This window comes from Brevibacterium permense, assembly GCF_025506275.1.
In the GTDB taxonomy this organism is placed as follows: domain Bacteria; phylum Actinomycetota; class Actinomycetes; order Actinomycetales; family Brevibacteriaceae; genus Brevibacterium; species Brevibacterium permense_A.
On record NZ_QYCP01000090.1, the window covers coordinates 142,846 to 168,626 of the forward strand.

At 65.4% G+C, this 25,781-nt stretch carries 25 protein-coding genes; 22 read left to right on the forward strand and 3 right to left on the reverse strand.

Annotated features, from left to right (window positions below; all coding sequences use genetic code 11):
* Positions 1-51: 51 nt before the first annotated feature.
* Both D3I60_RS12145 and D3I60_RS12150 read left to right on the forward strand, forming a co-directional pair.
* Positions 52-1,908: an ATP-binding protein gene (locus D3I60_RS12145; RefSeq protein ID WP_262776577.1), complete on the forward strand. Its 1,857-nt coding sequence runs from the start codon at positions 52-54 to the stop codon at positions 1,906-1,908.
* 55 nt (positions 1,909-1,963) lie between these two features.
* Positions 1,964-2,623: a response regulator gene (locus D3I60_RS12150; protein WP_262776578.1), complete on the forward strand. Its 660-nt coding sequence runs from the start codon at positions 1,964-1,966 to the stop codon at positions 2,621-2,623.
* A 21-nt stretch (positions 2,624-2,644) separates the two neighbouring features.
* On the opposite strand, the gene D3I60_RS12155 is transcribed toward D3I60_RS12150, so the two are convergent.
* Entirely contained in the window at positions 2,645-3,946 is a 1,302-nt protein-coding gene (locus D3I60_RS12155; RefSeq protein WP_262776579.1) for an MFS transporter, read from the reverse strand.
* A 63-nt stretch (positions 3,947-4,009) separates the two neighbouring features.
* Here D3I60_RS12155 and D3I60_RS12160 point away from each other — a divergent pair, with 63 nt between their 5' ends.
* The 13 genes from D3I60_RS12160 (at position 4,010) to dapF (ending at position 16,979) form a co-directional block, all read left to right on the forward strand.
* Positions 4,010-4,441, forward strand: coding sequence for a winged helix-turn-helix transcriptional regulator (locus tag D3I60_RS12160; RefSeq protein WP_262776580.1), 432 nt, complete (start codon positions 4,010-4,012; stop codon positions 4,439-4,441).
* A gap of 646 nt (positions 4,442-5,087) precedes the next feature.
* Positions 5,088-7,868 (forward strand): FtsK/SpoIIIE family DNA translocase, encoded by a 2,781-nt coding sequence (locus tag D3I60_RS12165; protein ID WP_262776581.1) that lies wholly within the window; start codon positions 5,088-5,090, stop codon positions 7,866-7,868.
* A gap of 125 nt (positions 7,869-7,993) precedes the next feature.
* Positions 7,994-8,662: a CDP-diacylglycerol--glycerol-3-phosphate 3-phosphatidyltransferase gene (gene pgsA / locus D3I60_RS12170; protein ID WP_262776582.1), complete on the forward strand. Its 669-nt coding sequence runs from the start codon at positions 7,994-7,996 to the stop codon at positions 8,660-8,662.
* Complete coding sequence (locus tag D3I60_RS12175) at positions 8,655-9,197, forward strand: CinA family protein (RefSeq protein ID WP_346659569.1); 543 nt, start codon at positions 8,655-8,657, stop codon at positions 9,195-9,197. The genes pgsA and D3I60_RS12175 overlap by 8 nt, the downstream gene beginning before the upstream one ends.
* Positions 9,198-9,374: 177 nt before the next feature.
* Positions 9,375-9,704, forward strand: a complete 330-nt coding sequence (locus tag D3I60_RS12180; RefSeq protein ID WP_262776583.1) for a helix-turn-helix domain-containing protein — start codon at positions 9,375-9,377, stop codon at positions 9,702-9,704.
* Positions 9,704-9,931: a DUF3046 domain-containing protein gene (locus D3I60_RS12185; RefSeq protein ID WP_139470110.1), complete on the forward strand. Its 228-nt coding sequence runs from the start codon at positions 9,704-9,706 to the stop codon at positions 9,929-9,931. The genes D3I60_RS12180 and D3I60_RS12185 overlap by 1 nt, the downstream gene beginning before the upstream one ends.
* Before the next feature lie 120 nt (positions 9,932-10,051).
* Positions 10,052-10,459, forward strand: coding sequence for a VOC family protein (locus D3I60_RS12190; RefSeq protein WP_262776584.1), 408 nt, complete (start codon positions 10,052-10,054; stop codon positions 10,457-10,459).
* Positions 10,460-10,650: 191 nt separating this feature from the next.
* Complete coding sequence (gene recA, locus D3I60_RS12195; RefSeq protein ID WP_262776585.1) at positions 10,651-11,742, forward strand: recombinase RecA; 1,092 nt, start codon at positions 10,651-10,653, stop codon at positions 11,740-11,742.
* Positions 11,723-12,787, forward strand: a complete 1,065-nt coding sequence (locus D3I60_RS12200; protein ID WP_262776586.1) for a regulatory protein RecX — start codon at positions 11,723-11,725, stop codon at positions 12,785-12,787. Before recA ends, D3I60_RS12200 begins: the two co-directional genes overlap by 20 nt.
* A gap of 35 nt (positions 12,788-12,822) precedes the next feature.
* Positions 12,823-14,319, forward strand: coding sequence for a tRNA (N6-isopentenyl adenosine(37)-C2)-methylthiotransferase MiaB (gene miaB, locus D3I60_RS12205; protein ID WP_262776587.1), 1,497 nt, complete (start codon positions 12,823-12,825; stop codon positions 14,317-14,319).
* 1 nt (position 14,320) lies between these two features.
* Complete coding sequence (locus D3I60_RS12210; RefSeq protein ID WP_262776588.1) at positions 14,321-14,986, forward strand: hypothetical protein; 666 nt, start codon at positions 14,321-14,323, stop codon at positions 14,984-14,986.
* Between the two features lie 6 nt (positions 14,987-14,992).
* Positions 14,993-15,913, forward strand: a complete 921-nt coding sequence (gene miaA, locus D3I60_RS12215) for a tRNA (adenosine(37)-N6)-dimethylallyltransferase MiaA (RefSeq protein WP_262776589.1) — start codon at positions 14,993-14,995, stop codon at positions 15,911-15,913.
* A 76-nt stretch (positions 15,914-15,989) separates the two neighbouring features.
* Complete coding sequence (gene dapF, locus D3I60_RS12220) at positions 15,990-16,979, forward strand: diaminopimelate epimerase (protein ID WP_262776590.1); 990 nt, start codon at positions 15,990-15,992, stop codon at positions 16,977-16,979.
* A 2-nt stretch (positions 16,980-16,981) separates the two neighbouring features.
* Here the strand turns inward: dapF and D3I60_RS12225 are convergent, their stop codons facing one another.
* A complete protein-coding gene (locus tag D3I60_RS12225; RefSeq protein WP_262776591.1) occupies positions 16,982-17,596 on the reverse strand; it encodes a class I SAM-dependent methyltransferase in 615 nt (204 codons plus the stop codon).
* 129 nt (positions 17,597-17,725) lie between these two features.
* Here D3I60_RS12225 and hflX point away from each other — a divergent pair, with 129 nt between their 5' ends.
* Together hflX and D3I60_RS12235 are read left to right on the forward strand one after the other, a co-directional pair.
* Complete coding sequence (hflX, locus tag D3I60_RS12230) at positions 17,726-19,198, forward strand: GTPase HflX (RefSeq protein WP_262776592.1); 1,473 nt, start codon at positions 17,726-17,728, stop codon at positions 19,196-19,198.
* Positions 19,195-21,165, forward strand: coding sequence for an ATP-dependent DNA helicase (locus D3I60_RS12235; RefSeq protein WP_262776593.1), 1,971 nt, complete (start codon positions 19,195-19,197; stop codon positions 21,163-21,165). Before hflX ends, D3I60_RS12235 begins: the two co-directional genes overlap by 4 nt.
* A 66-nt stretch (positions 21,166-21,231) precedes the next feature.
* Here the strand turns inward: D3I60_RS12235 and lexA are convergent, their stop codons facing one another.
* Positions 21,232-21,987, reverse strand: a complete 756-nt coding sequence (gene lexA / locus D3I60_RS12240) for a transcriptional repressor LexA (protein WP_092012603.1) — start codon at positions 21,985-21,987, stop codon at positions 21,232-21,234.
* Positions 21,988-22,221: 234 nt separating this feature from the next.
* On the opposite strand from lexA, the gene D3I60_RS12245 reads away from it, so the two are divergent.
* The 5 genes from D3I60_RS12245 to hisH all read left to right on the forward strand — a co-directional run bounded on the left by D3I60_RS12245 (position 22,222) and on the right by hisH (position 25,731).
* The gene (locus D3I60_RS12245; protein ID WP_101546893.1) at positions 22,222-22,560 is read left to right on the forward strand and encodes a LysM peptidoglycan-binding domain-containing protein; all 339 of its coding nucleotides are present in this window, start codon (positions 22,222-22,224) and stop codon (positions 22,558-22,560) included.
* A gap of 129 nt (positions 22,561-22,689) precedes the next feature.
* The gene (locus D3I60_RS12250; protein WP_262776594.1) at positions 22,690-23,877 is read left to right on the forward strand and encodes a histidinol-phosphate transaminase; all 1,188 of its coding nucleotides are present in this window, start codon (positions 22,690-22,692) and stop codon (positions 23,875-23,877) included.
* The gene (hisB, locus tag D3I60_RS12255; RefSeq protein ID WP_262776595.1) at positions 23,874-24,470 is read left to right on the forward strand and encodes an imidazoleglycerol-phosphate dehydratase HisB; all 597 of its coding nucleotides are present in this window, start codon (positions 23,874-23,876) and stop codon (positions 24,468-24,470) included. The genes D3I60_RS12250 and hisB overlap by 4 nt, the downstream gene beginning before the upstream one ends.
* Positions 24,467-25,069 carry a hypothetical protein gene (locus tag D3I60_RS12260; protein WP_262776596.1) on the forward strand — a complete coding sequence of 201 codons (603 nt, stop codon included), beginning with the start codon at positions 24,467-24,469 and terminating at the stop codon, positions 25,067-25,069. Before hisB ends, D3I60_RS12260 begins: the two co-directional genes overlap by 4 nt.
* Positions 25,066-25,731: an imidazole glycerol phosphate synthase subunit HisH gene (hisH, locus tag D3I60_RS12265; protein ID WP_262776597.1), complete on the forward strand. Its 666-nt coding sequence runs from the start codon at positions 25,066-25,068 to the stop codon at positions 25,729-25,731. The genes D3I60_RS12260 and hisH overlap by 4 nt, the downstream gene beginning before the upstream one ends.
* The last annotated feature ends 50 nt before the right edge of the window (positions 25,732-25,781 follow it).

Genomic DNA, 25,781 nt, shown 5'->3' on the forward strand with positions numbered 1-25,781 from the left:
ATCGTTGCGCGCCTTTTGCGCATTGCGCTCAAACGCGGCTACGCTGAGCGCGTGCCCCGGCCCCATCGTTCGTTCTCCCGACGTGTGCTGATCTCTCAGCTCGCGCTCGTCATCGTGATCCTCGCCCTGGTCACCGGAGTGTTCGCATGGATGGGTGCGCGCACCGTCACCGAGGTGACCGAGACGAAGGCGCTGGCCACTGCCCGCACGCTGGCGATCGATCCGGACGTCCGCGCCGCCGCTACGCAGGCTTCGGCCGAACATGCTGACGAACCCGATGAGCAGCTCGTGACCTCGATGTTGGCGATCACCGATGATCTGCGTGACCGCTCGGGCATCACCTTCGCCGTCATCACCGACGATCGCGGCATCCGACTCACCCACCCCGACCGGTCGAAGATCGGACACAGGGTCTCGACGTCGCCGGATGAGGCACTGGCCGGACGCGAGAACGTCTCCCACGAATCGGGAACCCTGGGCGAGACGGTGCGCGCGAAGGTGCCGATCTATTCGAATCAGGACGGCGAGACCGTCGTCGGTGAGGTGTCGGTGGGCATCTTCGCCTCCGTGCTCGATGCCGATGTCCGCCGCGAACTCATCCTGCTCGGTACCGTCGCGGTGCTCGCCCTGGCGCTCGGCGGGGTCGTATCGGTCATGCTCGGGCGCCGGCTGCGGCGGGAGACGCTCGGCGTCGGACCCGAAGAGCTTGCCGAGATGGCCCGCGACCAAGGGGCCGTGCTCCACGGTCTCGACGACGGGGTGCTCGGGTTCGATGCGAACGAGAAGCTGACCCTGAGCAATTCGAACGCGAAGGAGCTGCTCCATGCCGCCTCGGCGGGGGACATCGACCGTGCGGACGGAAAGGCGGACGCGGACGACGGAGCCGCCTCGGCGGGGGAATCCGACGACGAACTCGTCAATGTGCCCGAAGAGATCACCGCGCTCATGGCCGACGCCCCGGCGGACGGAGCCCTGCGGCGGCGGATCACCATCGGCGACCGGATCCTGCTGGCCACGGCCGTGCGGGTCCGGCGCGACGGGGTGTCCGTCGGCGGGGTCGTGACGCTCCGCGACGAGACCCAGATGCTCACGATGGCTCGCCAGCTCGAATCCGTCACAGCGATGGCTCGGGCCCTGCGCACACAGCGGCACGAGTTCGCCAACCGGCTGCACACCGTGCTCGGCCTCGTCGACACGGGCGCGAACGACGAGGCACACACCTACCTATCCTCGATCCTGGGCACCGGGCCGATCACAGCCCCCGTCGAGGACATCGACCTCATCTCCGACCCGTACCTGCGCGCTGTTCTGGAAGCGAAGGGAACGACCGCCGCCGAGGCGGGAGTGGCTCTGGCCGTGACACCGGACTCCCTGGCCGTCGGCGCGGTGCGCGACCCGGAAGCGGTCACGCTCATCCTCGGCAACCTCATCGACAATGCCGTCCGCGCGGCCGTCGCGGGCCGGCGGTACGCCGAGGACGGGGGCCGGGTCGAAGTGCAGGTGCTCAGCTCCGGAGCGGAACTCCACGCGGTCGTCACGGACACCGGCGACGGGATCGACGACGAGGTGGCGGAGAAGATCTTCGACGAGGGATTCTCGACCTCGACGGCCGCCTCGGCGCCGGATTTCGGGATCGGGCTGACCACGGGAACCGGCACCGGAGACGGCCACGGACTCGGCATCGGCCTTGCGCTCAGCCGCCGGGTCGCGGAGAAGGGCGGGGGAGCGGTGTGGCTCATCGAGGGCCACGACCCGGACCTCGGCGGGGCGAGCTTCGGCATGCGCCTGCCCGATGCTCTCGACGACCTTGCCGACGTGGGCGACGTAGGCGACCTCGGCGACGTGGGCGACGTAGGCGAAGACGGAGACGTGGGCGATGGCGACAGTACAGCTTCTGGCCTGCGGTGACGACGGTTTTCAACGAATCTGCGGTGATGATGATTTTCAGCGAATCTGAGGAGAGATGATGGTCAACGTTCTCGTGCTCGATGACGATTTCTTCGTCGGGCAGATCCATGCCCGGTACGTCGACGAGGTGCCCGGCTTCACGGCGCTCGAACCCGTCCGCGACCTGAAGACGGCCCGCGAGGTCATCGCCGAGAACGAGGTCGACATGCTTCTCGTCGACTATGTGCTGCCCGAGGGCACCGGGGTCGAACTCATCCGCGAGACCGATATCGACGCGATCGTCCTCTCGGCGGTCACGGATCCGCAGGTGGTCCGCTCGTCGCTGCGCGCGGGGGCGATGACGTACATCGTCAAGCCCTTCGCCGCCGAGGTGCTGCAGAACTTCCTGCGCCGCTATGCTCGTTTCCTCCGCTATTGGGAGCGGGATAAGGTCGGGCAGACCGATCTCGAGCGGCAGCTGCGCAACCTCCACGACGCCGCGGCCGTCGGCGGGACCGGAGCGAGCCCAGCAGGATCGTCGACGACGACTCGGATCCTCGCCGCACTCGAGGAGGCGAGCGGTCCGATGACGGCCCTCGAAGTCGCCGAGGCGGTCGGAGCTTCCCGCGCGACCGCGCAGCGGCATCTGGCGAAACTCGCCGAAGCCCGCACGATCACGGTGTCCCTGCAGTACGGCAACACCGGCCGCCCCGAGCACCTCTACGCCACCCGCTGAGGTGTTTCAGGCTCGTCTCGGTCACTCTCGATCGACGGCTTCGCCGCTGCTGAGCAGATCGAGTTCGCGGGGGAGTTCGCGCATCCGCAGCAGGCGGGAGGCGAGCACCGGCAGTGATCCGAGCAGCGCGCAGGCTGCCAGGATCCACATCGTCGTCGCTACCCCGAGCCAGTCGCCGAGGATGCCTGCCAGGAAGGCGCCCAACGGCATCGGTCCCCATACGAGGAAGCGGATGGAGGCGTTCATCCGGCCCAGCAGCGGCTTCGGGCACAGGCGCTGCCGGAAGCTCACCTGCGCAATGTTGTAGATGACGACCGCCCAGGTCACAAGGAACCAGCTGATCAGCAGGGTCGGCAGCGCAGGCAGTACGGTGGCGAGCGGGACACCGAGGAAGCAGAGACTGCCGATCAGCGCTGACACAGCGATGCTCGTTCCTTCGCCGAGGATCTTCTGCACCCACGCCGCCGTGAGTGCGCCGAGGATCCCGCCTGCCGAGGCGACTGACATGATGATTCCGAGTTCGACCTGGTGAAGACCGAGTGTGGTGAGGGCGTACAGCACGAGGAGAGCGAAGATGCCCGACGACTCGAAGTTCGTCAGACCTGTGCTGGCAGTGATCCGGCGCAGCAGCGGGTGACCGAGCACGAAGCCGAGTCCCTCGCGGATCTCGGCGACGAATCCGGCCCGGACCTCGACTGGTAGTGGGGTTTCGCGGTGTTTGATGAGTCCGACGAGGATGCTGGAGAGACCCATGCAGATGCTGGTCAGTCCGATGGTCAGTGGGGCACCGATCGCGGTGACGAGTCCAGAGGCCAAAGTGGGGCCGGCAACTCCGGCGGTCTGCTGGCTGGCTTGGAGCTTGCCGTTGCCGTCGGAGATCGCGTCGCCGTTGACGAGTTCGGGCAGATAGGACTGATTGGCGATGTCGAAGAAGACGCTGACGATTCCGACCCCGGCCGCTGCGAGATAGAGCTGAACCATGCTCAAGGCGTCGACCATCCAGGTCAGCGGGATGGTCAGGAGGATAGCGGCGCGGATGATGTCGCCGGAGACGATGACAAGTCTCTTCGGCAGACGGTCGACCCAGGCCCCGGCGGGCAGGCTGATGAGCAGGAACGCCGCGGATTCCAGGGTTGCGAGCACTCCCATTTCGAAGGCGTCGGCGTGGAGGAGCTGCACGGCGATGAGGGGGAGGGCGAAGAGGACGAGCTCCGATCCGAACACAGAGACCGTGTCGCCTGCCCACAGCTTCATGAAGTCGCGGTGTCTCCAGAGGGAAGAGCGCTGAGGCTGCTGCGGCGTTGCAGGGTCGGGTGCGGCCATTGCTCTTCCTTGAGTCGGCAGGCGGAGGATCAGTGATTGAAGGTTGTCAATCAGTAATGCTCCATGAGCAATCGAGAGATCGCCGAGGCGACCGGGCTCAATCCTGCGACCTCGCTCCACCACGTGCGGATGCTCGCCGACACCGGATTCCTTGCCGCTCAGGACGCGAGGCGTGGCAGGCGCGGGTCCCGGGAGATTCCGTACCTGGCCACGGGCAAGAGCTGGTTCCTCAACACCGGGGACATGACGACCGAGATGCTCGAGGCCTTCACCGCCGAGTTCACAGCCGCACCCTATGAGGAGCGGACTATGGGGCGGATGGCCGCGATGCTCACCGAGGATGAAGTCGAGGAGTTCCGATCCCGCATCGATGCCCTGTTCGAAGAGTTCCGCAGCCGGCGCAACAAGGACGGTGCCACCCAATGGGGTCTGTTCATCGCCATGCACCCGAGCCGAGAATCGCCGGGTCGAAAGGCCGGGGCTGGTGATGACTGACGGCAAGACGGTCCGTTCGCAGCGAGCCGGTGGCGACCCATACGTCGACGCTGTGCGCCGACACCGGCTTCGTCGAGGGAGCGTCTCAAGCCCCCGAAGGAGTGTCCGCGGGCTCTGAGCACTCAAACATGGGTCGATAACGGATACTTCCAAGAAAATACAGGTCGATAACGGATACTTCTGGGCCTTCTGGGCCGCGAATATGTCCGAAGGTGACCCATGTTTCGGTTGCGGACCGATTTGGTGGTCGATCCGCGGCGAAAACAGAGGGAAACCACCGTGGATCGCCCAGACGATCTCGACAAGACGGTGTCCGGAATTGAAGATCCTCCGAATTCGGCAACTCTCAGAGGTAGATGCCTGCCCGACCTTCTCACCGACATCCCGGCTGACGTCGAAATTCGCCCGGCCAGCGCCCGTCGCCGGAGCCCGTGCCGCCCACCGCGCCACACGCCGAAACCTGCGGATTTGCTGGGCAGGAGCGCAATATCGTCCTAAGATGAGAGACATGGCGACCAGAACGACTTCCCCCGCTTCTGGTTCCGGGAAACGCACAGCGCGCAAAAACGCTGGTCGGTCCGGTCAAGCGGGGACCGAAGAACCCGGTACAAACGTTGTCACCGGTGCATGGAGGGGAGTGGCCCACATGGCCGGAAACCGTGCGCGAAAGACTCTCAGCGACGAACCGACTGATCAATCACCGACGAAGCGGGACGGCACAGCCTTCTTCCTCATCGGACTCTCGATCATCATCGCCGCATTCGAATGGTGGAACATCCCCGGCGCGATCAGCGACGGCATCCGCGGAATCGTCGAAGGCACCTTCGGCCGGGTGGCACTCGCCCTGCCGGTGGTCTTCACCTGCTATGCGATCCGCCTGTTCCTGCGCGGCGACGACAACCGCGGCAACAACCGCATCCTCATCGGGATGATCTTCGGTCTGCTCGCCGCCTCGGGCCTGGCGCATATCGCCGCCGGCAACCCGACCTTCACGAACTCCCGCGAGGCCATGGCCAACGGGGGAGGCGCGCTCGGATTCGTCGTGTCCTCACCGCTGGTCGTCGCGACCACCGTGTACGTGGCGGTGCCGCTGCTCGTCCTCCTCGGGCTGTTCTCCCTGCTCGTGGTCACCGCGACCCCGGTGCGCGCGATTCCCCGTCGCCTCACCGACCTGTACTACCGCCTCACCGGCGGTGCCCGACCTGAAGCCGACGCCGAGGCGGCCGAGACCAAACAGTCCGACCTCGTTGCCGAGAACGGCCGCACCTCCGACCTCAAGCCCGTGATGGGCGCCAAGCGCCGCGGCCGGAGGAAGAAGACCGAGATCCCCGATCTCGACGACGAATCCGCCGACGACGACACCGCGACGAAGGCCTACGACAAGGCCTACATCCATGAAGACGACGTCAGCGACGAAGAAGCCGACACCACGCGGATCGAAACCGCCCCGGAACCGAAGCTGAAGCCCGGCCAGCGCCGGCCCACCAAGGCCGAACGCGAGATGGCCGAGCTGAAGAAGACCATCGGGATGGACGACGACGCCGCGAACCAGGCGAAGAAGTCCGAGCCCGCTGCCGCCTCGGCGCCGGTGCCGACGACGAACGCACCCGCACCTCCGCCCACGGAGCAGCTGCCCGAACGCGTCGAACAGCTCACCCTGGCCGGCGACGTCACCTACACCCTGCCCGCCTCCGACAACCTCCAGCCCGGACCTCCCGCGAAGGAGCGCTCCGAGGCCAACGACCGCGTCGTCGAAGCCCTGCGCGATGTGCTCGAGCAGTTCAAGATCGACGCCGAGGTGACCGGCTTCTCCCGCGGACCGACAGTCACCCGCTACGAGGTGGAGCTCGGCTCCGGTACGAAGGTCGAAAAGGTCACGGCGCTGTCGAAGAACATCGCCTACGCCGTGGCCAGCGCCGACGTGCGCATCCTCTCGCCGATCCCCGGCAAGAAGGCCATCGGCATCGAGATCCCGAACACCGACCGTGAGAACGTGGCCCTCGGCGACGTGCTGCGCTCGAAGGCCGCCCGCAAGACCGACCACCCCATGGTCATGGGCGTGGGCAAGGACGTCGAAGGCGGATTCGTCGTCGCCGACCTCTCGAAGATGCCCCACCTCCTCGTCGCCGGTGCCACCGGTGCCGGTAAGTCGAGCTTCGTGAACTCCATGATCACCTCGATCATGATGCGCGCGACCCCCGACGAGGTCCGGATGATCCTCGTCGACCCCAAGCGCGTCGAGCTGACGATCTACGAAGGCATCCCGCACCTCATCACCCCGATCATCACGAACCCGAAGAAGGCCGCCGAGGCGCTCGAATGGGTCGTGCGCGAAATGGACGCCCGCTACGACGACCTCGCGAACTATGGGTTCAAGCACGTCAAGGAGTTCAACAAGGCCGTCCGCGAGGGGCGCATCCAGCCGCCCGCCGGATCCGAACGCGTCCTCCAGCCCTATCCGTACCTGCTGGTCGTCGTCGACGAGCTCGCCGACCTCATGATGGTTGCCCCACGCGACGTCGAAGCCTCGATCCAGCGCATCACACAGCTCGCCCGTGCCGCCGGCATCCACCTGGTGCTCGCCACCCAGCGACCCAGCGTCGACGTCGTCACCGGCCTCATCAAGGCGAACGTGCCCTCCCGCCTGGCATTCGCGACCTCGTCGCTGGCCGACTCCCGAGTCGTGCTCGACCAGCCCGGTGCGGAGAAGCTCATCGGTCAGGGTGACGCCCTGTTCCTGCCGATGGGCGCGGCCAAGCCGATGCGTGTCCAGGGCGCCTGGGTCAACGAGTCCGAGATCGAGAAGGTCGTCGAACACGTCAAGAGCCAGCTCACCCCGAACTACCGCGAAGACGTGGCCGTCGAAGCGCCGAAGAAGCAGATCGACGAGGACATCGGAGACGACCTCGACCTGCTGCTGCAGGCGATCGAGCAGGTCGTCACCACGCAGTTCGGATCGACCTCGATGCTGCAGCGCAAGCTGCGCGTCGGCTTCGCCAAGGCCGGTCGCCTCATGGATCTCATGGAGTCCCGCGGAATCGTCGGACCCTCCGAGGGGTCGAAGGCCCGCGACGTGCTCGTGCGCCCCGACGATCTGCCGGGCACCCTGGCCATCATCAAGGGCGAGACCCCGCCCGAGGATTCCGGCGGCGCCGCCGACGCCCCGACCGACGGTGGCCAGGGCCAGTCCGGACAGCCCGGTTCCGGGCACGCCTCAGCGGCCGGGGACTATGACGAGGAGTTCGACGACGACTACGGCGAGACCTCCCACGGCTCGGCGTCGGCGTACAGCTCGGCATCGTCCGACCGGTACTCGGGCGGCGTCGGGCATGCCGGCGACCTCACCGTCGGCGACGTCGACCCGGAGACCGGGCTCGAGGTCGTCGAAGCCAGCGGAGAGGACGCCTGGCAGCTCACCGGCCGCTGATCCGATCCGAACCCCACCCCTCGCCGAGGCGGCGCACCGTACCGACGGTGCGCCGCCTCGGCGATTGTGGTTGAGTTGGTCCTGGTTGGAATGATCTGCTCAGCTCACTCCGATAGGCTGGTTGCGTGAACGATCGAGTCGAGGCCGGAGCCTCTCAGCAGCCCTCCGCAGAACCGAGTCCGTGGAATGTCCCGAACGCACTCACGGTGCTGCGCATCCTCATGGTGCCCCTGTTCCTCGTGCTTCTGCTGGCAGACGGCGGCAACGATGTGACTCTGCGCTGGTGGGCGCTCATCGTGTTCCTGCTGGCCATGTTCACCGACTTCGTCGACGGCTACCTGGCCAGGCGGAACAACCTCATCACGAACTTCGGCAAGATCGCCGACCCCATCGCCGACAAGTCGCTCATGGCGGCCGCACTCATCGGTCTGGCGATCATCGTCGAACTGCCGTGGTGGGTGCCCGTGATCATCCTCGTCCGCGAACTCGGAATCACCGTGCTGCGGTTCTTCATGATCCGTATCGCCGTGATGCCCGCTTCACGCGGAGGCAAGATCAAGACAGTGCTGCAGACTGCTGCGATCGGACTGTTCCTGCTGGTCTTCCCACTCTCGGACGTGGTTCCCTCCGTCGTCTACGTCATCCTGCTCGTCTTCGCCTGGATCATCATGACCGCGGCCATCGTCGTCACAATCGTCACCGGTGTCGACTACTGCGTGCAGGCGGCGAAGCTGTACAAGGATGCGAAGAGCGGTGGGAGCACGCAGACCGGCGGGGACGCGCAGCGTGGCTGAGTCCGAGCTGATGGAGACCGCGCGTCGCATCATCTCCACCTGTTCTCAGCTGGGGATCTCGCTGGCTTCGGCAGAGTCGCTGACCGGGGGACGATTCGTCGCCTCGCTCGTCGATGTGCCGGGCGCCTCCGCCGTGGTGCGCGGGGGACTGGTCACCTACGCCACCGACCTCAAGGCGAGCCTGGCCGGAGTGAACGCCGACCACCTCGAGGAGACCGGTCCGATCGACCCGGTCGTCGCCGCGCAGATGGCCGTCGGCACGGCGCTGCAGTGCGTTGCCGATATCGGGATCTCCTGCACCGGAGTCGCCGGCCCCGATCCGCAGGACGACAAGCCCGTCGGACTCGTCTACACGGCGATCGCCTTCGGCGGGAAGGCGAAGGTCTTCGAACACGAGTTCACCGGCGACCGTGATTCCATCCGCAGTCAGACGGTGCAAGCGATGGCCGTCAACCTCAATGAATTCGTCGGCGAACTCGCCTTCGGACCGGAATCCGGGCAGGTCTCGAATGCTCGCGAGGACGCTCCGGAATAAGTTCGTCTGCTGTGGGGTTGACCGGGTGATGACCATCGGACGAAAATTCTCCAAAGTCTTCGAATGGACTGGCAATACCATCCGCTCGGGGCACCAGGTTGGTGCTGTGTCACGGCCAGGTTGTAAGGTTATTGGAACTACATTGACGGGACGCGCTGACAAAGGGAGGGCCGCGTTATGTTACTAAGAGTCGAAATCGGCGACGCACTTCGTTCCGCCCGCCGTCGTCAAGGACGCACCCTTCGCGATGTCTCGACCGGGGCCAGCGTTTCGCTCGGCTACCTCAGCGAAATCGAGCGCGGACAGAAGGAAGCCTCCTCGGAGCTGCTGTCGGCGATCTGCGAAGCACTCGACCTGCCGCTGTCGGCACTGCTGTCGTCTGTGTCCGATCGCTTCGCTCTCGAAGAAGGTGTGCAGATCCCCGATACCATTCCGCAGGAGCTCTCTGACAAGGTCCTCGGTCACCCCGAGGGATTCTCTGCTCCGCGGCTGGCCGCCAAGCCCTGATGCGGCACACGCTCTACTGGATCCTCATGAACGAGGAGTTCGGTGAGGCTCGCGCCGCCTCCCTGCACACCGACCTCACTCTGAGCTCCTTGGGTTCGCGAACCGCAGCCCAGGCATTCGAAGCCGGAGTCGAACCCCGCGACATCTGGACTGCCGTCTGCGATTCCATGGGTGTTCCCGAATCTCGGCGTCTCGGCAAGGAAAAGCCGCGCTCGACGCCGTTCTGACCGAGGTTCGACGCCGTTCTGCTGGATCGGAGCTGCCTCGCACCGTCTGTGGCTCTGTCTGGTCGGAGCAGCGCTGGCCTTCACTGTCGGCGCCGTTTCGGCCGAGGGTAGACTGACCGCATGAATCAGGCCATCCCGTTCATCACCTTCCAGCCCAGTCGTGGACGGAGCGCCGCCGAGGCCATGGAGACCTACCTCGAGGTCTTCGGCGACGGGCGAGTGATCCTCGACAATCGCTATGGTCCCGATGGTCCGGGCGCCGAAGGCACGGTCATCATGTCCGAGATCGAGATCGCCGGACAGAGACTGCGCTTCAGCGACAGCTTCGTCGTACATGAGTGGGACATCACTCCCGGCGTGTCACTCATGGTCGACTGCGAATCGGCCGAGGAACTCGAACGCATCTTCTCCTCACTGAGCGCAGACGGAACTGTGTTCATGCCGCTCGACGACTACGGATTCGGACCATTCGGGTGGGTGGGGGACCGGTTCGGCCTCACCTGGCAGTTGGGCCTGGCCCAGGACTGATTCTCGCGGAGACACGCGACACACCCGAATATATAGAACACCTGTTCCCATGTGGGTTATGCTGGTGAGGAATCACGGGACCTGTGACCACGAGTGGCTGGTTATCCACGGGGGAATCGCTTCCTCTGTCGTTATGTCAGTGCCATCTTCTAGCCTTGGTCTCAACGGAAAAGCAACGAAGAGGAGACGTCATGGCACGTACACCCAAGAACCTCCAGGTTCCCACCGGCGGCGACAAGTCGAAGGCACTCGACGCCGCGCTGGGCCAGATCGATCGCAACTACGGCAAGGGCGCGATCATGCGCCTCGGCGACGGTGTGCGTGAGCCCATCGCCTCCATCCCGACCGGTTCGGTCGCCCTCGACATCGCACTGGGCATCGGCGGTCTGCCGCGCGGTCGCGTCGTCGAGATCTACGGTCCGGAATCCTCCGGTAAGACGACTGTCGCCCTCCACGCCGTGGCGAACGCTCAGAAGGCCGGCGGAATCGCCGCGTTCATCGATGCCGAGCACGCTTTGGACCCCGAGTACGCGAAGAAGCTCGGCGTCGACACCGACCAGCTCCTCGTCTCCCAGCCGGACACCGGTGAGCAGGCGCTCGAGATCGCCGATATGCTCATCCGCTCCGGCGCCCTCGACATCATCGTCATCGACTCCGTCGCAGCCCTCGTGCCCAAGGCCGAAATCGAAGGCGAGATGGGCGACAGCCACGTCGGCCTGCAGGCTCGTCTGATGTCGCAGGCACTGCGTAAGATCACCGGTGCCTTGGCCCAGTCGAAGACCACCGCGATCTTCATCAACCAGCTGCGTGAGAAGGTCGGCGTCTTCTTCGGTTCGCCGGAGACCACCTCGGGCGGTAAGGCGCTGAAGTTCTACGCCTCCGTGCGCATCGACGTCCGCCGCATTGAGACCCTCAAGGAAGGTCAGGACGCGGTCGGCAACCGGACCCGTGCGAAGATCGTGAAGAACAAGGTCGCTCCGCCGTTCAAGCAGGCCGAGTTCGACATCCTCTACGGCCACGGCATCTCCCGCGAAGGCAGCCTCATCGATATGGGCGTCGACAACGGCATCGTGCGCAAGTCCGGTTCCTGGTTCACCTATGACGGCGATCAGCTGGGTCAGGGCAAGGAGAACGTCCGCAACTTCCTCCGCGACAACCCGGGCCTGGCCGAAGAGATCGAGCTGAAGATCAAGCACAAGCTCGGCCTGATCCAGGTCGACGAACCCGAGGAAGGCGTCGAAGCGGCCGGAGAAGCACAGACGGATGACGTCGAAGTCTCCTGACGCCTCGTCGACTGACGACGAGTTCGCCGACCGCGAGTCCGCCGCAACGACCGACACGGTCGGTGCGGGGGACTCGGGTCGCAGCGACTCGTCTCAGACCGAGACGCTCTCGCAGCTCCGCAGTGCGATCTCGGAGATCGACCAACGTCATGCCGAAGGAGAAGCCGGGTTCTTCGCCGGCCTCTCCGGAATCGACAACGATGTCACCGGTGGCAATGGTCGAAATGCCAAACGAAACAGCTCTGGGTCGCGGTCCGGTGCTGGCTCGGGAACGCGGTCGGGGAAGTCTGCACGATCGGGTTCGAAAGCTGGCACGAAAGCCAGTTCGAAGCGCAAGAAGAACTCCAGCGGCTGGAAGCGACAGCAGAAGGAACCGGACAACGGATGGGTCGAAGGCGGTACCGACTCGACTCCGGATTTCATCGATGTCCCTGATTTCCTTGCAGCCGAGAATGATGGTCCAGATTTCCTGGCGAGCGATGGCAATGCCGGGCCCGACTTCCTGGATGACAGCGACGGCCCACCCGACTTCGCTGCCGGACCCGGGCTGGGCTTCGACGACGACGAAGACGACGCCCGCGACTTCGACGGGGACTACGCGCAGGCGAAGAAGACGGCGATGAACATGCTCGCCATGCGCGATCACTCCAGCGACGAACTGCGCAAGAAGCTCCTCAAACGCGACCTCATGCCGGAAGCGATCGATGTCCTCATAGAGAAGCTGCAGAACTCGCGTCTGCTCAACGACGAAGAATTCGCGCACCGCTTCGCACGGGCACAGCGCGAGAACCGGAAACTCTCCCGGTCCGTGCTCAAACGCGAATTGAGCAAGAAGGGCATCAGCCCCGAACTCGCCTCCGAAGCCGTCGCCGAGATCGACGGCGAGGAAGAACTCGCCCGCGAAGTCGCCGAGAAGAAAGCCGCCTCCACCAGGCGCCTCGACTATGCGGTGCGGGAGCGCCGAATCCTCGGCATGCTCGCCCGCCGCGGCTTCCCCTCGGCGATCTGCATCAAGGTCACACGGGAAGTGCTTGCCGAAGACTGAAACGGTTCCCGGGGAACGGCTAGAATGGGTGCGCCATGACTGAACTGATTGACTCCCCGACGACATCCGAAACCACCCCTCGCAGCTACGAGGTCAAGACCTACGGATGTCAGATGAACGTGCACGACTCCGAGCGTCTGTCCGGACTGCTCGACGATGCCGGCTACGTTCAGGCGAACACCGACGACCAGGCCGACGTCGTCGTCTTCAACACCTGCGCCGTCCGCGAAAACGCCGACAACCGGCTCTACGGCAACCTCGGCCAACTCGCGAAGGTCAAAGAGAACCACCCCGGCCTCCAGATCGCCGTGGGCGGATGCATGGCACAGAAAGACCGGGACACGATCGTGAAGAAGGCACCCTGGGTCGACGTGGTCTTCGGCACCCACAACATGGGATCACTGCCCGCGCTGCTCGAGCGCGCACGCCACAACGAGGAAGCCCAAGTCGAGATCCTCGAAAGCCTCGACGTCTTCCCGTCCGCTCTGCCCAGCCGCCGGGAATCCCAGCACTCCGGATGGGTGTCGATCTCGGTCGGCTGCAACAACACGTGCACCTTCTGCATCGTGCCCAGCCTGCGCGGCAAAGAGAAAGACCGCCGCCCCGGCGACATCCTCGCCGAGGTCGAAGCCCTCGTCGCCGACGGAGTCGTCGAAGTCACTCTGCTCGGCCAGAACGTCAACTCCTATGGCGCCGAATTCCGCGACAAAGGCGCATTCGCAAAACTGTTGCGCGCCGTCGGCAACGTTGACGGAATAGAACGAGTCCGCTTCACCAGCCCGCACCCAGCCGCATTCTCCGACGACGTCATCGACGCAATGGCAGAGACCCCGACCGTCATGCCGCAGCTGCACATGCCGCTGCAGTCCGGTTCGGACACGATTCTCAAATCAATGCGCCGCTCCTACCGCACCAAGCGGTTCATGAACATCCTCGACACCGTGCGCGAACGCATCCCGCATGCTGCCATCACCACCGACATCATCGTCGGCTTCCCCGGAGAGACCGAAGAGGACTTCCAAGGGACGATGGACATCGTCCGCCGCGCCCGCTTCTCCCAGGCCTTCACCTTCCAGTACTCCATCCGCCCCGGCACACCGGCGGCCACGATGGACAACCAGGTGCCGAAGGACGTTGTGCAGGAACGGTTCGAACGCCTCACCTCACTCCAGGACGAGATCGCCTGGAACGAGAACAAAGACCAGATCGGCCGTGAGGTCGAAGTGCTCGTGACCAAACTGCCCCATGACGATTCCCCACGACTGAGCGGACGCGCTGAAGACAACCGCCTCGTCCACGTCGGAATCCCCGAAGGCACCCAGATGCCACGACCCGGCGACTTCGTCACCGCCACCGTCACCGAGGCGAAGCCCTACTTCCTCCTCGCCGACTCCGGATTCTCCGTACGCCCGTCCCGAGCCGGTGACGCCTACGACCGGGCACAGGCGGAGAGCTGCGGCGCACCGAGCCCCGGGCAGAGTGCAGTCGGTTCGACGAACCTCGGCATGCCGACGATCCGCCCTCGCGGCTGAGATGGGTGCCTTCGCCATCATCCCGGCAGCCCCGGTGCTGCTCGAGAACATCGACCTCAGCGAGACCTCGCGGATGGTTGAACTGCGGACCGCCATCCGCGATACCGTGAGTACGCAGACCGATTGGGCCCTGCCCGTCGAGACCCTGCCACCCGTGGCCGGACTCGGCGGCTGGGGAATCGACCGCGGCGTCGATATTCGCACCGGTCAGTATCTGTCCGGGACCGACTGGGTCGAAACCGTTGACACCCTGACGACGGATGAACGCAGACTCGCCGAGGCGGCCGACTCCGCCATCATCGTCGCGATCCTTCACGCTCACGCCGCCGGCATCGACTTCGGCCCGCTCGGATCGAGTGAGAATCTTCTGCTCCCCATCGACTTTTCCGGAGCCGCATCAGAGGACGCGCCCTTGGCCCCGATCGACGGTGCCGCGGAATTCGATCGTGCTGTCATCGAGACACTCACCTCCGGGACGTCGATCGACCCCGAACCACTGTTCGACCTCTGCGATCAAGCGGAGACCATGGCCGCCAATCTCAGTGTGCTCGCTGCTGGTATCCGCCACGCCGTCGACCAGGGTGCACGTTTCTCGTCTCTGGAACCGGTCGTCGACGAACGTGTCCACGAAGTGCGGACACTCTGCGGCACCGGACTCTGGGAGTGATCGCCGATGGCTGAGGACACTTCGCCGATCATCACCGTCGTCGGAGCCACCGCCACCGGGAAATCGGACCTGGCGCTGGATCTGGCCGACCGCCTCGGCGGGGAGATCATCAACACGGATTCGATGCAGTTCTACCGAGGGATGGACATCGGCACGGCGAAGCTGCCGGCCGATGAGCGGCGGGGGATTCCGCATCACCTCATCGACATCCTCGACGTCGCCGAAGAAGCGAACGTTCAGGACTTCCAGGCACGTGCGCGGGCAGCGATCGCGGACATCCGGGAGCGCGGACTGCGGCCGATCCTCGTCGGCGGGTCCGGACTCTATGTGCGCGCCGCCGTCGACCATATGGAGTTTCCTGGTACCGATCCCGAGATGCGGGCTCGCCTCGAGGCCGAGGTTGCCGGGGACCGGTGGGCGCTGCATCAGAAGCTGCGAGAGCTCGACCCGAAAGCGGCCGAGAAGATCACCGTCAACGACCAACGACGTATCGCACGAGCCCTCGAAGTCATCGAACTCACGGGACGTCCCTTCAGCGCCCAACTGCCGGACTACCAGGAGATAGAACCGACCATTCATCTGGGATTGAGCATGGACCGGGCGATTCTGCATGAGCGCATCGCCACCCGAGTCGAGCTCATGTGGGACCACGGCTGGGTCGACGAAGTGACGCGACTGCTCGACGTTGGGCTGGCCGAAGGCAAGACGGCGTCTCGCGCGATCGGATACGCACAGATCCAGCGCCACCTGGCCGGAGAGCTCACTGCCGCCCAGGCGAAGGAGGAGACGACGATTCGCACCCGGCAGTTCGCACGCCGACAGGACACCTGGTTCCGCCGCGACCCGCGCATCCGCTGGATCGACGGCAGCGCTGCCGACGCCGAACAGAATCTGGCGGCCGCGCTCGATGTGCTGGGCGATCGCTGACGACGTGGCCGTCGGCACTCGACGTCCTGAACGTGCACTGAAGACCTGACTGGACGCTCACCGATAAGATGGAGCCATGAGCACTCCGGATACCCCGTTCGCCGCCTGGACCGATGTCAGCTTCGTCAAGGGGCACGGCACCCAGAACGACTTCGTTCTGCTCTCCGACGACGACAGCACACTGGAGATGCATCCCGAAACTGTGGCCACGCTCGCCGACCGACGCGCCGGACTCGGCGCCGACGGCATCATCCGCATCGTGCGCTCCGCCGCCAGCGGCATCCCGGGAGCCGCCGAACAGGCCGACGCCGGTGCCGAATGGTTCATGGACTACTACAACAACGACGGCAGCCTCTCCGAGATGTGCGGCAACGGCGTTCGCGTCTTCGCCCACGCACTGGTGACCAGCGGTCGAGTCCCCGCCGATGCCCGCGAGATCCTCGTCGGCACCCGTGACGGCATCAAAGCCGTGCGCACCACCCTCAATCCAGCTCTCGGCGTCCAGACCGGAGACGATGTCGTCGACACCGGCACTGCCGGACCCGGATCCGCCCGCGACGCCTGGTACACGATCGACATGGGCGAATGGTCACTCGACCCCGCGAGCAGCGTGCTCGTGACCACCGGCGGCATCGACGTCGCCCGTCCCGGACTGCGCGTGTCCACCGGCAACCCGCACACCGTCGTCGCCCTGGCCGAGAACGCCGAACTCGCCGCAGCCGAACTGCGCGATGCCCCCGTCCTCGATCCCGTCCCGGCGCAGGGATCCAATGTCGAATACATCGTCATGGAACCGGCCCGGTCCGATGTGGCCGGGGGAGAAGGCGCCCTGCGCATGCGCGTGTTCGAACGCGGCGTCGGCGAGACCCGCTCCTGCGGAACCGGAGCCTGCGCGGCAGCGATCGCGGCCCACCACTGGGCCGGCGAGAAGTCGCCTCTGCAGTGGAGAGTCGACGTGCCCGGCGGTCAGCTGCGCATTGAAATCGAACCCAACGCCGAGGGCACGAGCGGACGAGTCCGCCTTGCCGGTCCCGCAGTCCTCGTCGCCAGCGGCACGATCAGCTGAGCTCAGTCGCGCTCGACCGTGAGCACGCGGAAGCCCTTCGACGATCCCGTGCGCACGACCTCGAAACCGTCGCCGAGCATCCCGGCGATCCACTTCTGCAGGGAATCGGCACCGAGGTTCTTCGATACGACGAGATCGGCGCGGCCGCCCGGCGCCAGACGCGGCAGCCACGTCTCCAAGAGCTCGTGCAGCGCTTCCTTGCCGATGCGGATCGGCGGATTCGACCGGATCGCGGCGAACTGCAGGTCGGCGGGAACATCCGCAGCGGTGACGGTGTTGATCGTATCGAGACCAAGCCTGCGCGCATTCGCCGCGGTGGCCTCCAGGGACCGGGAGTTGACGTCGAGCGCCCATACTCGCACATCCACCTCGGCGTCTTGGGCATCCAAGGCCGTGTGCAGGGCGATCGGACCCCAACCGCACCCGAGATCGAGGATATCGCCGGCCGGCGGCTGAGGCAGATGCCGCAGCAGCACAGCCGTGCCGAGGTCGAGGCGAGTGGGCGAGAACGTGCCGGATACGGTTTCGACGGTGACGGCGCGGCCGGCCAGATCGAGGTTGAGTACCCGCGACTTGGCCTCGCTGCTCGGCGATTCGGTGAAATAGTGCTCTGACACCGTTTCAGTCTAGACGGCTGTGGGAGAATTGATGGACACCACCGTCGGTGCGAATCGCCGTGACCGGTGGCAAGCATGACGACGCCCGCACGAGAAGTCGCGTACGGGCGGCAGAGAACAAAGGAATGAATGACGTCTGAAGACAAGGAGCGTCGCAACGCGATGCTCGATCGTGTGCTCTCCCGAGGTGCCCAAGCCCTCGACGATCACGACACCACCCCGGGCGATGACCAGTTTGACCTCGCCGAGCGCGCCGCCCTCACCCGCGTCGCCGGACTCTCCACCGAGCTCGAAGACATCACCGAGGTCGAATACCGTCAGGTCCGCCTCGAACGCGTCGTCCTCGCCGGCATCTGGAACACCACCCAGGCCGAAGCCGAGAACTCGATCCGCGAACTCGCCGCACTTGCCGAAACCGCCGGCTCTGAAGTCCTCGACGCGCTCATCCAGCGTCGCGACAAGCCGGACCCGGGCACCTACCTCGGCAAAGGCAAGGCCGCCGAGCTCGCCGAGGTCGTCGCCTCCGTCGGCGCCGACACCGTGATCATCGACTCCGAACTCGCCCCCAGCCAGAGGCGCGGACTCGAGGACGTCATCAAGGTCAAGGTCGTCGACCGTGTCGCGCTCATCCTCGACATCTTCGCCCAGCACGCGAAATCCCGCGAAGGCAAGGCCCAGGTCGAGCTCGCCCAACTCGAATACCTCCTGCCGCGACTGCGCGGTTGGGGCGAGTCGCTGTCCCGGCAGGCCGGCGGACGTGTCGCCGGCGGTGCCGGAATCGGCTCCCGCGGACCCGGTGAGACGAAGATCGAACTCGACCGTCGCCGCATCCGCACACGCATGTCGAAGCTGCGTCGTGAGATCAACGCCATGGCGCCCTCCCGGGAGACGAAGCGGAAGAACCGCGCCCGCCACCACGTGCCCTCCGTCGCGATCGTCGGCTACACGAACGCGGGCAAGTCCTCCCTGCTCAACCTGCTCACCCACGCCGAGGTGATGGTGCAGAACGCCCTTTTCGCCACCCTCGACCCGACCGTCCGTCAGGCGAAGACCGCCGACGGCATCGTCTTCACCTACACCGACACCGTCGGCTTCGTCCGCAACCTGCCCCACCAGCTCGTCGAAGCCTTCCGCTCGACCCTGGAGGAAGCCGCTGGCTCGGATCTGCTCCTCCACGTCGTCGACGCCTCGCACCCGGATCCGCATGGGCAGATCCAGGCCGTTCGCGACGTCCTGGCCGACGTCGACACCGGGGACATCCCCGAACTCCTCGTGTTCAACAAGTCCGATATCGCCGAGGAGGCCGTGATCACCGGCCTGCGCGCGGAGTATCCCGACGCCCAGTTCGTATCCGCCGTCTCGAAGGACGGGATCGATGACCTCATCGAGGCCATCGAGAACCGCCTTCCCGTCCCGGACATCGACATGACCGTGCTCATTCCCTATGAACGAGGTGATCTCGTGTCGAAGATCTACGCCCTCGGCACGGTCGAACACGAATCGCACGGCACGGAGGGCACCAGCCTGCAGGCGAAGGTGCCGACCGAGCTCGTCGACGAACTGCGCGAATTCCAACGGCCGGACCTGGTCATCGACGAGTGAAGGCTGTCGACACCCTCCTCGAATCCGCTGTCGGCGCCATCGGCGGATCGCCACGTGAGGGTCAGCAGGAGATGGCGCAGGCGGTCGCCTCGTCGCTGGACAAGGGAATCCATCTGCTCGTGCAGGCGGGAACCGGCACCGGCAAGTCGTTGGCCTACCTGGTGCCGGCGGCCGAATACGTCACCCGCACCGGCGGGAAGGTCGTCGTGTCAACGGCGACCCTGGCCCTGCAGACGCAGATCATCCACCGCGACCTGCCGCGGCTGTTCAAGGCCGTGAAGAAGGACCTCGATCCGCTGCCCCGGGCGGCACTGCTCAAGGGGCGCCGGAACTATGTGTGCAAGCACAAGCTCGCCGGAGGATACCCCGACGAGGGCGAGGGCATGCTCTTCGACCTCGGCGCCGACGCCGAAGCGGGACGCAAACCAACAGAACGCTCCGGCCTGGGGGAGGAGATCCAGCGGATCCGCACCTGGGAGAAGACCACCGACACCGGGGACCGGGACGACCTTCTGCCCGGCGTCAGCGATCGTGCCTGGTCACAGGTGTCCGTCAACGCCTTCGACTGCCTCGGTTCGAACTGTCCGCTGTTCACCGAATGCTTCGCCGAGATCGCCCGGAACAAAGCCGCCGAAGCCGATATCGTCGTGACGAACCACGCCCTGCTGGCCATCGACGCCTTCGGGGAATCGAACGTACTGCCCGAACACGACGTCATCATCATCGACGAGGCCCACGAGCTCAAGGACCGGGTGACCAGCGCCCTGTCCGGGCAGATCAATACGAGCATGCTCTCGGCCGCGACGAGTTCCGTACGCAAACACACCACCGTCCAGGACGGCGTCGTGTCTCTGCTCGACTCCGGCGCGGCGGCACTCGAACGCGCACAGACCTCGGTGCCCGAGGGACTCATCCTCCACATGAGCGAGGCCCTCGGTCTGGCACTGGCGCAGATCCGCGACTCCGCCCGCCAGATCATCAACGACATCGGCGGCAAGACCGAGGACGCCGATGCCGGCCGGCAGATGGCCAAGGCGCGCTGTCAGGAGATCTTCGAACTCGCCGAACGCTTCTGCGATCCGGGCAAGAACGACGTCATCTGGCTCTCACGCTCGACCTTCCGCGAGAAGGAGACGACGAATCTCGTCGTCGCGCCCTTGAGCGTGGCCGGGACCATGCGCAACGGCATCTTCGAAGAATCAACGGTCGTGGCCACCTCGGCGACCCTGTCTCTGGGCGGGAACTTCGACGCAGTCGCCGCCTCGTTGGGACTCTTCGGACCCGACGCCCCGAAATGGGACAGCCTCGATGTCGGATCACCCTTCGACTACGGCAAACAGGGAATCCTCTATGTCGCCTCCCACCTGCCCAAGCCCGGACGCAGCGGACTGAGCGAAGAAGCGCTGACCGAACTCGAAGAACTCGTCGAATCCTCGAACGGCGGTGCACTGGGCCTGTTCTCTTCCCGAGCTGCGGCCAACGCGGCTGCCGAACACCTGCGGAAGAAGTTCGATTTCCCGATCCTGCTCCAAGGCGAAGACGGCCTGCCGGCGCTGGTCTCTCAATTCTCCGCCGACGACCAGACCTGCCTGTTCGGAACCATGTCTCTATGGCAGGGAGTCGATGTGCCGGGACGGACGAACCGCCTGGTCATCATCGATCGTCTGCCGTTCCCACGTCCGGACGACCCGCTCATGCAGGCGCGGGCACGCGATGCCGACCAACGGGGAGTCAACGGATTCATGGCCGTGTCGGCCACGCACGCCGCCCTGCGTTTGGCTCAGGGAGCCGGACGCCTCATCCGGTCGACCAAGGACAGGGGAGTGGTGGCCGTGCTCGACTCGCGGCTGCGCTCGGCCCGGTATGCCGGGTTCCTCGTCAACTCGATGCCGAGGATGTGGCCGACGACGAACTCCGGTCTCGTTCGCAAGAGCCTGGCAAGGCTTGCCGAAACCGACGAAGGATGACAGAAGGGCCCGCGACCGATTCGGTCGCGGGCCTTTGTGTTCAGACTGCGGAGAGCCGGCAGAGGGTCAGAGGCGGCGGATGACGGCGACGACGAGGCCCATGATCTGCGCGTAGGTGCCGTCGATGGGTTCGTAGTTCTCGTTCTGCGGCATCAGCCACTGCTGACCGGCCTTGCGCTTGAGCGTCTTCACGGTGGCCTCGCCGTCGAGCAGGGCGGCGACGATCTGACCGTTGTCAGCGGTGTGCTGCTTGCGCACGACCACCCAGTCGTCGTGGCAGATGGCGGCTTCGATCATCGAATCGCCGACGACCTTGAGCAGGAACATCTCACCGGAGCCGACGACCTGGGTCGGCAGGGAGAAGACATCGTCGACTTCCTGTTCGGCCAGTATTGGGCCACCGGCGGCGATGCGACCGACGACCGGCACCTGCACGGTGTTGTTGGCGAGCTCCTCGTACTTCGCGCGCTCGGCTTCTTCCTCTTCGAACGGATTGACCACTTCGATGGCACGCGGGCGCTTCGGGTCGCGGCGGACATAGCCGAGGCGTTCGAGCTGGGAGAGCTGGTGGGCGACGCTGGAGAGGGATGCCAGTCCGGCGGCCTTGCCGATCTCGCGCATGCTCGGGGGGTAGCCGTTGGTCACGACCGCGCGTTCGATGGTCTCGAGCACGAGACGCTGACGGGGAGTGAGGCGGAAATCGCCCTCACCGGATGACCCCTCAGGGATCTGGACGACGTCGTCATCGGTGCGAGCGGCAGCGATCTCGCTGGCAACATCTTCGTTGCGAGGCCTGCCTCTGCCTCGTTTGTTCTGAACCATTGCTCGTTCCCCTTCGTTCTATTCCCTGCCGCTGAACGCCGTGATCTCCGCTTCGGAAATTCTCGTGTCAGTGCCGACTGAGATGGTTCTGACAGATCAATCAACAACGCTGGTTCCCTCTCATTGTCGCATAGATGTTCGAGTTGGACTGGACATTTGTTCGATTGGCATGTTGAATAGAACAGACGTTCTACCGATTACTGGTGGAATCGTACGAATGAAAGAGGTAATGCGATGTCTGCACAGAACACCGAGCTGCACCTGACCCCTCGTGGACGCCAGGCTGTGCGCCTTCTCCGGACCCTGCTCGTCGCTCTCGTTGTCATCGGCGGAGCGGTACTCCTCGCCACCCAGTCGTTCTCGGCCGCTGCCGTCGCCGAATCGGAGACGGAGAGCATCGGCATCGACGCCGAGGCAGTCGTCGTCGGTGAGGGCGAATCGCTGTGGACCGTGGCTTCGAATCTCGGAATCGACCGCGACACCCGCGACGTCGTTGCCGATATCGTCGAGATCAACCACCTGGACACCCCGACGGTTCACCCCGGACAGACCCTCGACGTCCCCGTCCGCTGAAGTCGAACCCTGCTCGACCGACAGGGTGCAGGTCCGACCGGCAGCACGCTGACCCGTTCGATCGGGTGAGCCGACCGGCGGATCTCGATGCCCGACCCGCCGCCCGGGCGGCGGGCGCCTCTCGGTAGAATGACCGCCGTGGGAAACATCGACTCTCTGCCAGTGCGCTCTGACCTCGTCGGCCTCAAGCCGTACGGGGCTCCGCACCTCAATGTGCCGGTCCAGCTCAACGTCAACGAGAACGCGTATCCGCTTCCGGATGTCGTCGTCGACAGCATGCGTACCGCCGTCGACGATCATTTCGCCGGACTCAATCGATATCCCGACCGCGAATTCACCGCACTGCGCGAACACCTCGTCACCTATCTGGATGGTGTGAACGAACGCGCCGGAGACTCCGTCGACCTCGATCCCTCCATGATCTGGGCCGCCAACGGCTCGAACGAAGTGCTCAGCCACATCGTCCAGGCCTTCGGTGGGCCGGGCCGCACCGTCTTAGGCTTCACCCCTTCGTATTCGATGCACCCGCTCATCACCACGGGCACAGGTGCCGAATGGCAGCACGTCGAACGCAAGGACGACTTCTCTCTCGATGCCGAGACGGTCGCCGCCGAGGTGGCCCGTGCGAATCCGGACATCGTCTTCCTGTGCACCCCGAACAATCCGACCGGCACCTCGATCGGCCTCAACGTCATCGAAGCCGCCTACGACAACTGCTCGGGAATCGTCATCGTCGACGAGGCATATGCGGAATTCTCCCGCCCCGCCAAGTCTTCGGCGATGACACTGCTTGAGGGTCGGCCCCGCCTCGTCGTCTCCCGCACCATGAGCAAGGCCTTCGCCTGTGCCGGCCTGCGCTTGGGCTACGCCATCGCCGCACCCGAGCTCATCGACGTCCTCCGCCTCGTCCGCCTGCCCTACCACCTGTCCGAGGTCACCCAGGTGCTGGCCTGCACGGCACTCGAACATGCCGAACTGCTGCTGGGCAACGTCGACCGTCTCATCGACTCGCGCAACCGGATTTCCAGCCATCTCGCCGAGGCGGGCTTCACCGTCCACGACAGCGATTCGAATTTCGTGCTCTTCGGCAACATCGCCTCACCGGCCGACCTGTGGCAGAAGCTCCTCGACCGCGGAGTCCTCATCCGCGATATCGGCATCACCGGCCACGCCCGCGTCAACGCCGGCACCGAGGCAGAGACCGAAGCGTTCCTGACCGCCATCGACGAGATCCTCGCCGAATCACCGGACGTCCTCGCGGACCGTCCGCAGTCTCCGACCCCGTCATCAGCCGCCCCGACGAAAGGCACTCCATGAGGCAGGCCCAGAACTCACGCACCACGTCAGAGTCCACGGTGTCCGTGTCCGTCAACCTCGACGGCACCGGCACCTCGACCATCTCGACGAGCGTGCCGTTCTTCGACCATATGCTCACCGCCCTGTCGAAGCACTCGATGATCGACCTCGACATCACTGCCACCGGCGACACGCACATCGACGTCCACCACACCGTCGAGGACACCTCGATCGTGCTCGGCCAGACGCTGCGGGAAGCGCTCGGTGACAAGGTCGGCATCCGCCGCTACGGCTTCGCCGCCGTCCCGCTGGACGAGGCGCTGGCCCAGTGCGTCGTCGACGTCTCCGGTCGCCCCTACTTCGTCCACGAAGGCGAGCCCGAAGGCCAGCAGTACCACCTCATCGGCGGCCACTTCACCGGTTCGATGACCTCCCACTCGCTGGAATCCATCGCCTTCAACGGCGGACTGACCGTCCACCTCGACCTTGTCCGCGGCCGCGACCCGCACCACATCGTCGAAGCCGAGTTCAAGGCCTTCGCCCGCGCGCTGCGCGAGGCCGTCGAAACGGATCCGCGCAGCAACTCCGTTCCCAGCACCAAGGGAGTCCTGTGAGCACGACCGTCATCGTGACCCCGTTCGGGGTCGCCCAACAGTTGGCCGCCGCCTGCGTGCTGTCGAACATCTCCGGCACCATCGTGCCGATCGGCGAGTTCAGCGGAATCGTCCTCGCCGACACGGATGTCAAAGCCGGCAACGAGGCGGCCGCCGCGATCTCGAAGCTCGCCGGCAAACATGAGGTCCTCCTCCTCGTGCGCAGCGAAGAGCAGATCGACGCAGGCCACTTCCGCCACGGCGCCCGCGAATCCGATGTGCCGGCCGGGCTGGCGCTGAAGAACCTGCCCGATGTGCTCGAAAGTCTGCTGCTCGAAACCGTTGCCGCAGAGGACGTCGAGGGCAATATCCCGACCTCATCGATGACGAAGCTGCAGGCCAGCGCCGCCACAATGAGCCCGGGACGGGCCGCCATGGCACGCACCGCGCTGCTGTGGATCATCGCCGCCGTCCTCGCCGGACTCGTCATGGCCTTCGGTATCGCCCTGGCCCTGGGCGGGAACACCATCGCCTGGGTCGTCGCCGCACTCGGTGCCATCGTCCTCGGGTTCTCCCTGTGGAGGATCTGGTCGGTGCTGAGCAAGGGGGCGAAGCGATGACGACGGTTGCCGTCCTCGACTACGGTGCCGGAAACGTCCGCTCCGCCGTGCGTGCGGTCGCCGCAGCCGGCGCCGAGGTCACGCTCACAGCCGATCACGATGTCATCAACGACTCCGACGGACTGCTGGTCCCCGGCGTCGGCGCCTTTTCGGCCGTCATGGCCGGACTGGAGAACGTCGGGGGAGTCGACCTCATCCGGGCGCGCCACGAACAGGGTCGACCGCTGCTCGGCATCTGCGTCGGCCTCCAGGTGTTCTTCGCCCGCGGTGTCGAACACGGAGTCAAGACCGAGGGCATCGGTCTGTGGCCCGGAGCCGTCACCGGCCTCGAGGCACCGGTCATCCCGCACATGGGATGGTCGAAGGTCAACGCTCCCACAGACTCGGCCATGTTCGCCGGCATCGGAGACGAACGCTTCTACTTCGTCCACTCCTACGCCGCGACCGAGCCGCCGGCGAACGCGACGGTGACGACCGCCCGCCACGGCAATGACTTCATCGCCGCAGTCGAAGACGGAACCACCTGGGCAGCACAGTTCCATCCCGAGAAATCCGCCGAGGCTGGCGCCGAGCTCCTGCGCAACTGGCTCGCCTCGTTCGCCGCCGACAGCAGCCCGGGCAACAGCTCCGGCACCAACCCCACAGACTCACTCAGCTCCTGACCGAGCACACCGACTATGGTTGCCTCAAACCCCGTGGCACCCTGGCAGAA

What these genes read in the sequence shown, in the direction of transcription:
- lexA (WP_092012603.1), bottom strand. Translation starts at nt 21,987, where the DNA reads ATGGTTCAGAACAAACGAGGCAGAGGCAGGCCTCGCAACGAAGATGTT.
- D3I60_RS12245 (WP_101546893.1), top strand. Translation starts at nt 22,222, where the DNA reads ATGTCTGCACAGAACACCGAGCTGCACCTGACCCCTCGTGGACGCCAG.
- D3I60_RS12165 (WP_262776581.1), top strand. Translation starts at nt 5,088, where the DNA reads ATGGCCGGAAACCGTGCGCGAAAGACTCTCAGCGACGAACCGACTGAT.
- recA (WP_262776585.1), top strand. Translation starts at nt 10,651, where the DNA reads ATGGCACGTACACCCAAGAACCTCCAGGTTCCCACCGGCGGCGACAAG.
- D3I60_RS12155 (WP_262776579.1), bottom strand. Translation starts at nt 3,946, where the DNA reads ATGGCCGCACCCGACCCTGCAACGCCGCAGCAGCCTCAGCGCTCTTCC.
- D3I60_RS12150 (WP_262776578.1), top strand. Translation starts at nt 1,964, where the DNA reads ATGATGGTCAACGTTCTCGTGCTCGATGACGATTTCTTCGTCGGGCAG.
- D3I60_RS12250 (WP_262776594.1), top strand. Translation starts at nt 22,690, where the DNA reads ATGACCGCCGTGGGAAACATCGACTCTCTGCCAGTGCGCTCTGACCTC.
- hflX (WP_262776592.1), top strand. Translation starts at nt 17,726, where the DNA reads ATGACGTCTGAAGACAAGGAGCGTCGCAACGCGATGCTCGATCGTGTG.
- D3I60_RS12185 (WP_139470110.1), top strand. Translation starts at nt 9,704, where the DNA reads ATGCGGCACACGCTCTACTGGATCCTCATGAACGAGGAGTTCGGTGAG.
- dapF (WP_262776590.1), top strand. Translation starts at nt 15,990, where the DNA reads ATGAGCACTCCGGATACCCCGTTCGCCGCCTGGACCGATGTCAGCTTC.
- miaA (WP_262776589.1), top strand. Translation starts at nt 14,993, where the DNA reads ATGGCTGAGGACACTTCGCCGATCATCACCGTCGTCGGAGCCACCGCC.
- hisB (WP_262776595.1), top strand. Translation starts at nt 23,874, where the DNA reads ATGAGGCAGGCCCAGAACTCACGCACCACGTCAGAGTCCACGGTGTCC.
- D3I60_RS12180 (WP_262776583.1), top strand. Translation starts at nt 9,375, where the DNA reads ATGTTACTAAGAGTCGAAATCGGCGACGCACTTCGTTCCGCCCGCCGT.
- D3I60_RS12210 (WP_262776588.1), top strand. Translation starts at nt 14,321, where the DNA reads ATGGGTGCCTTCGCCATCATCCCGGCAGCCCCGGTGCTGCTCGAGAAC.
- D3I60_RS12190 (WP_262776584.1), top strand. Translation starts at nt 10,052, where the DNA reads ATGAATCAGGCCATCCCGTTCATCACCTTCCAGCCCAGTCGTGGACGG.
- D3I60_RS12200 (WP_262776586.1), top strand. Translation starts at nt 11,723, where the DNA reads ATGACGTCGAAGTCTCCTGACGCCTCGTCGACTGACGACGAGTTCGCC.
- D3I60_RS12160 (WP_262776580.1), top strand. Translation starts at nt 4,010, where the DNA reads ATGAGCAATCGAGAGATCGCCGAGGCGACCGGGCTCAATCCTGCGACC.
- miaB (WP_262776587.1), top strand. Translation starts at nt 12,823, where the DNA reads ATGACTGAACTGATTGACTCCCCGACGACATCCGAAACCACCCCTCGC.
- hisH (WP_262776597.1), top strand. Translation starts at nt 25,066, where the DNA reads ATGACGACGGTTGCCGTCCTCGACTACGGTGCCGGAAACGTCCGCTCC.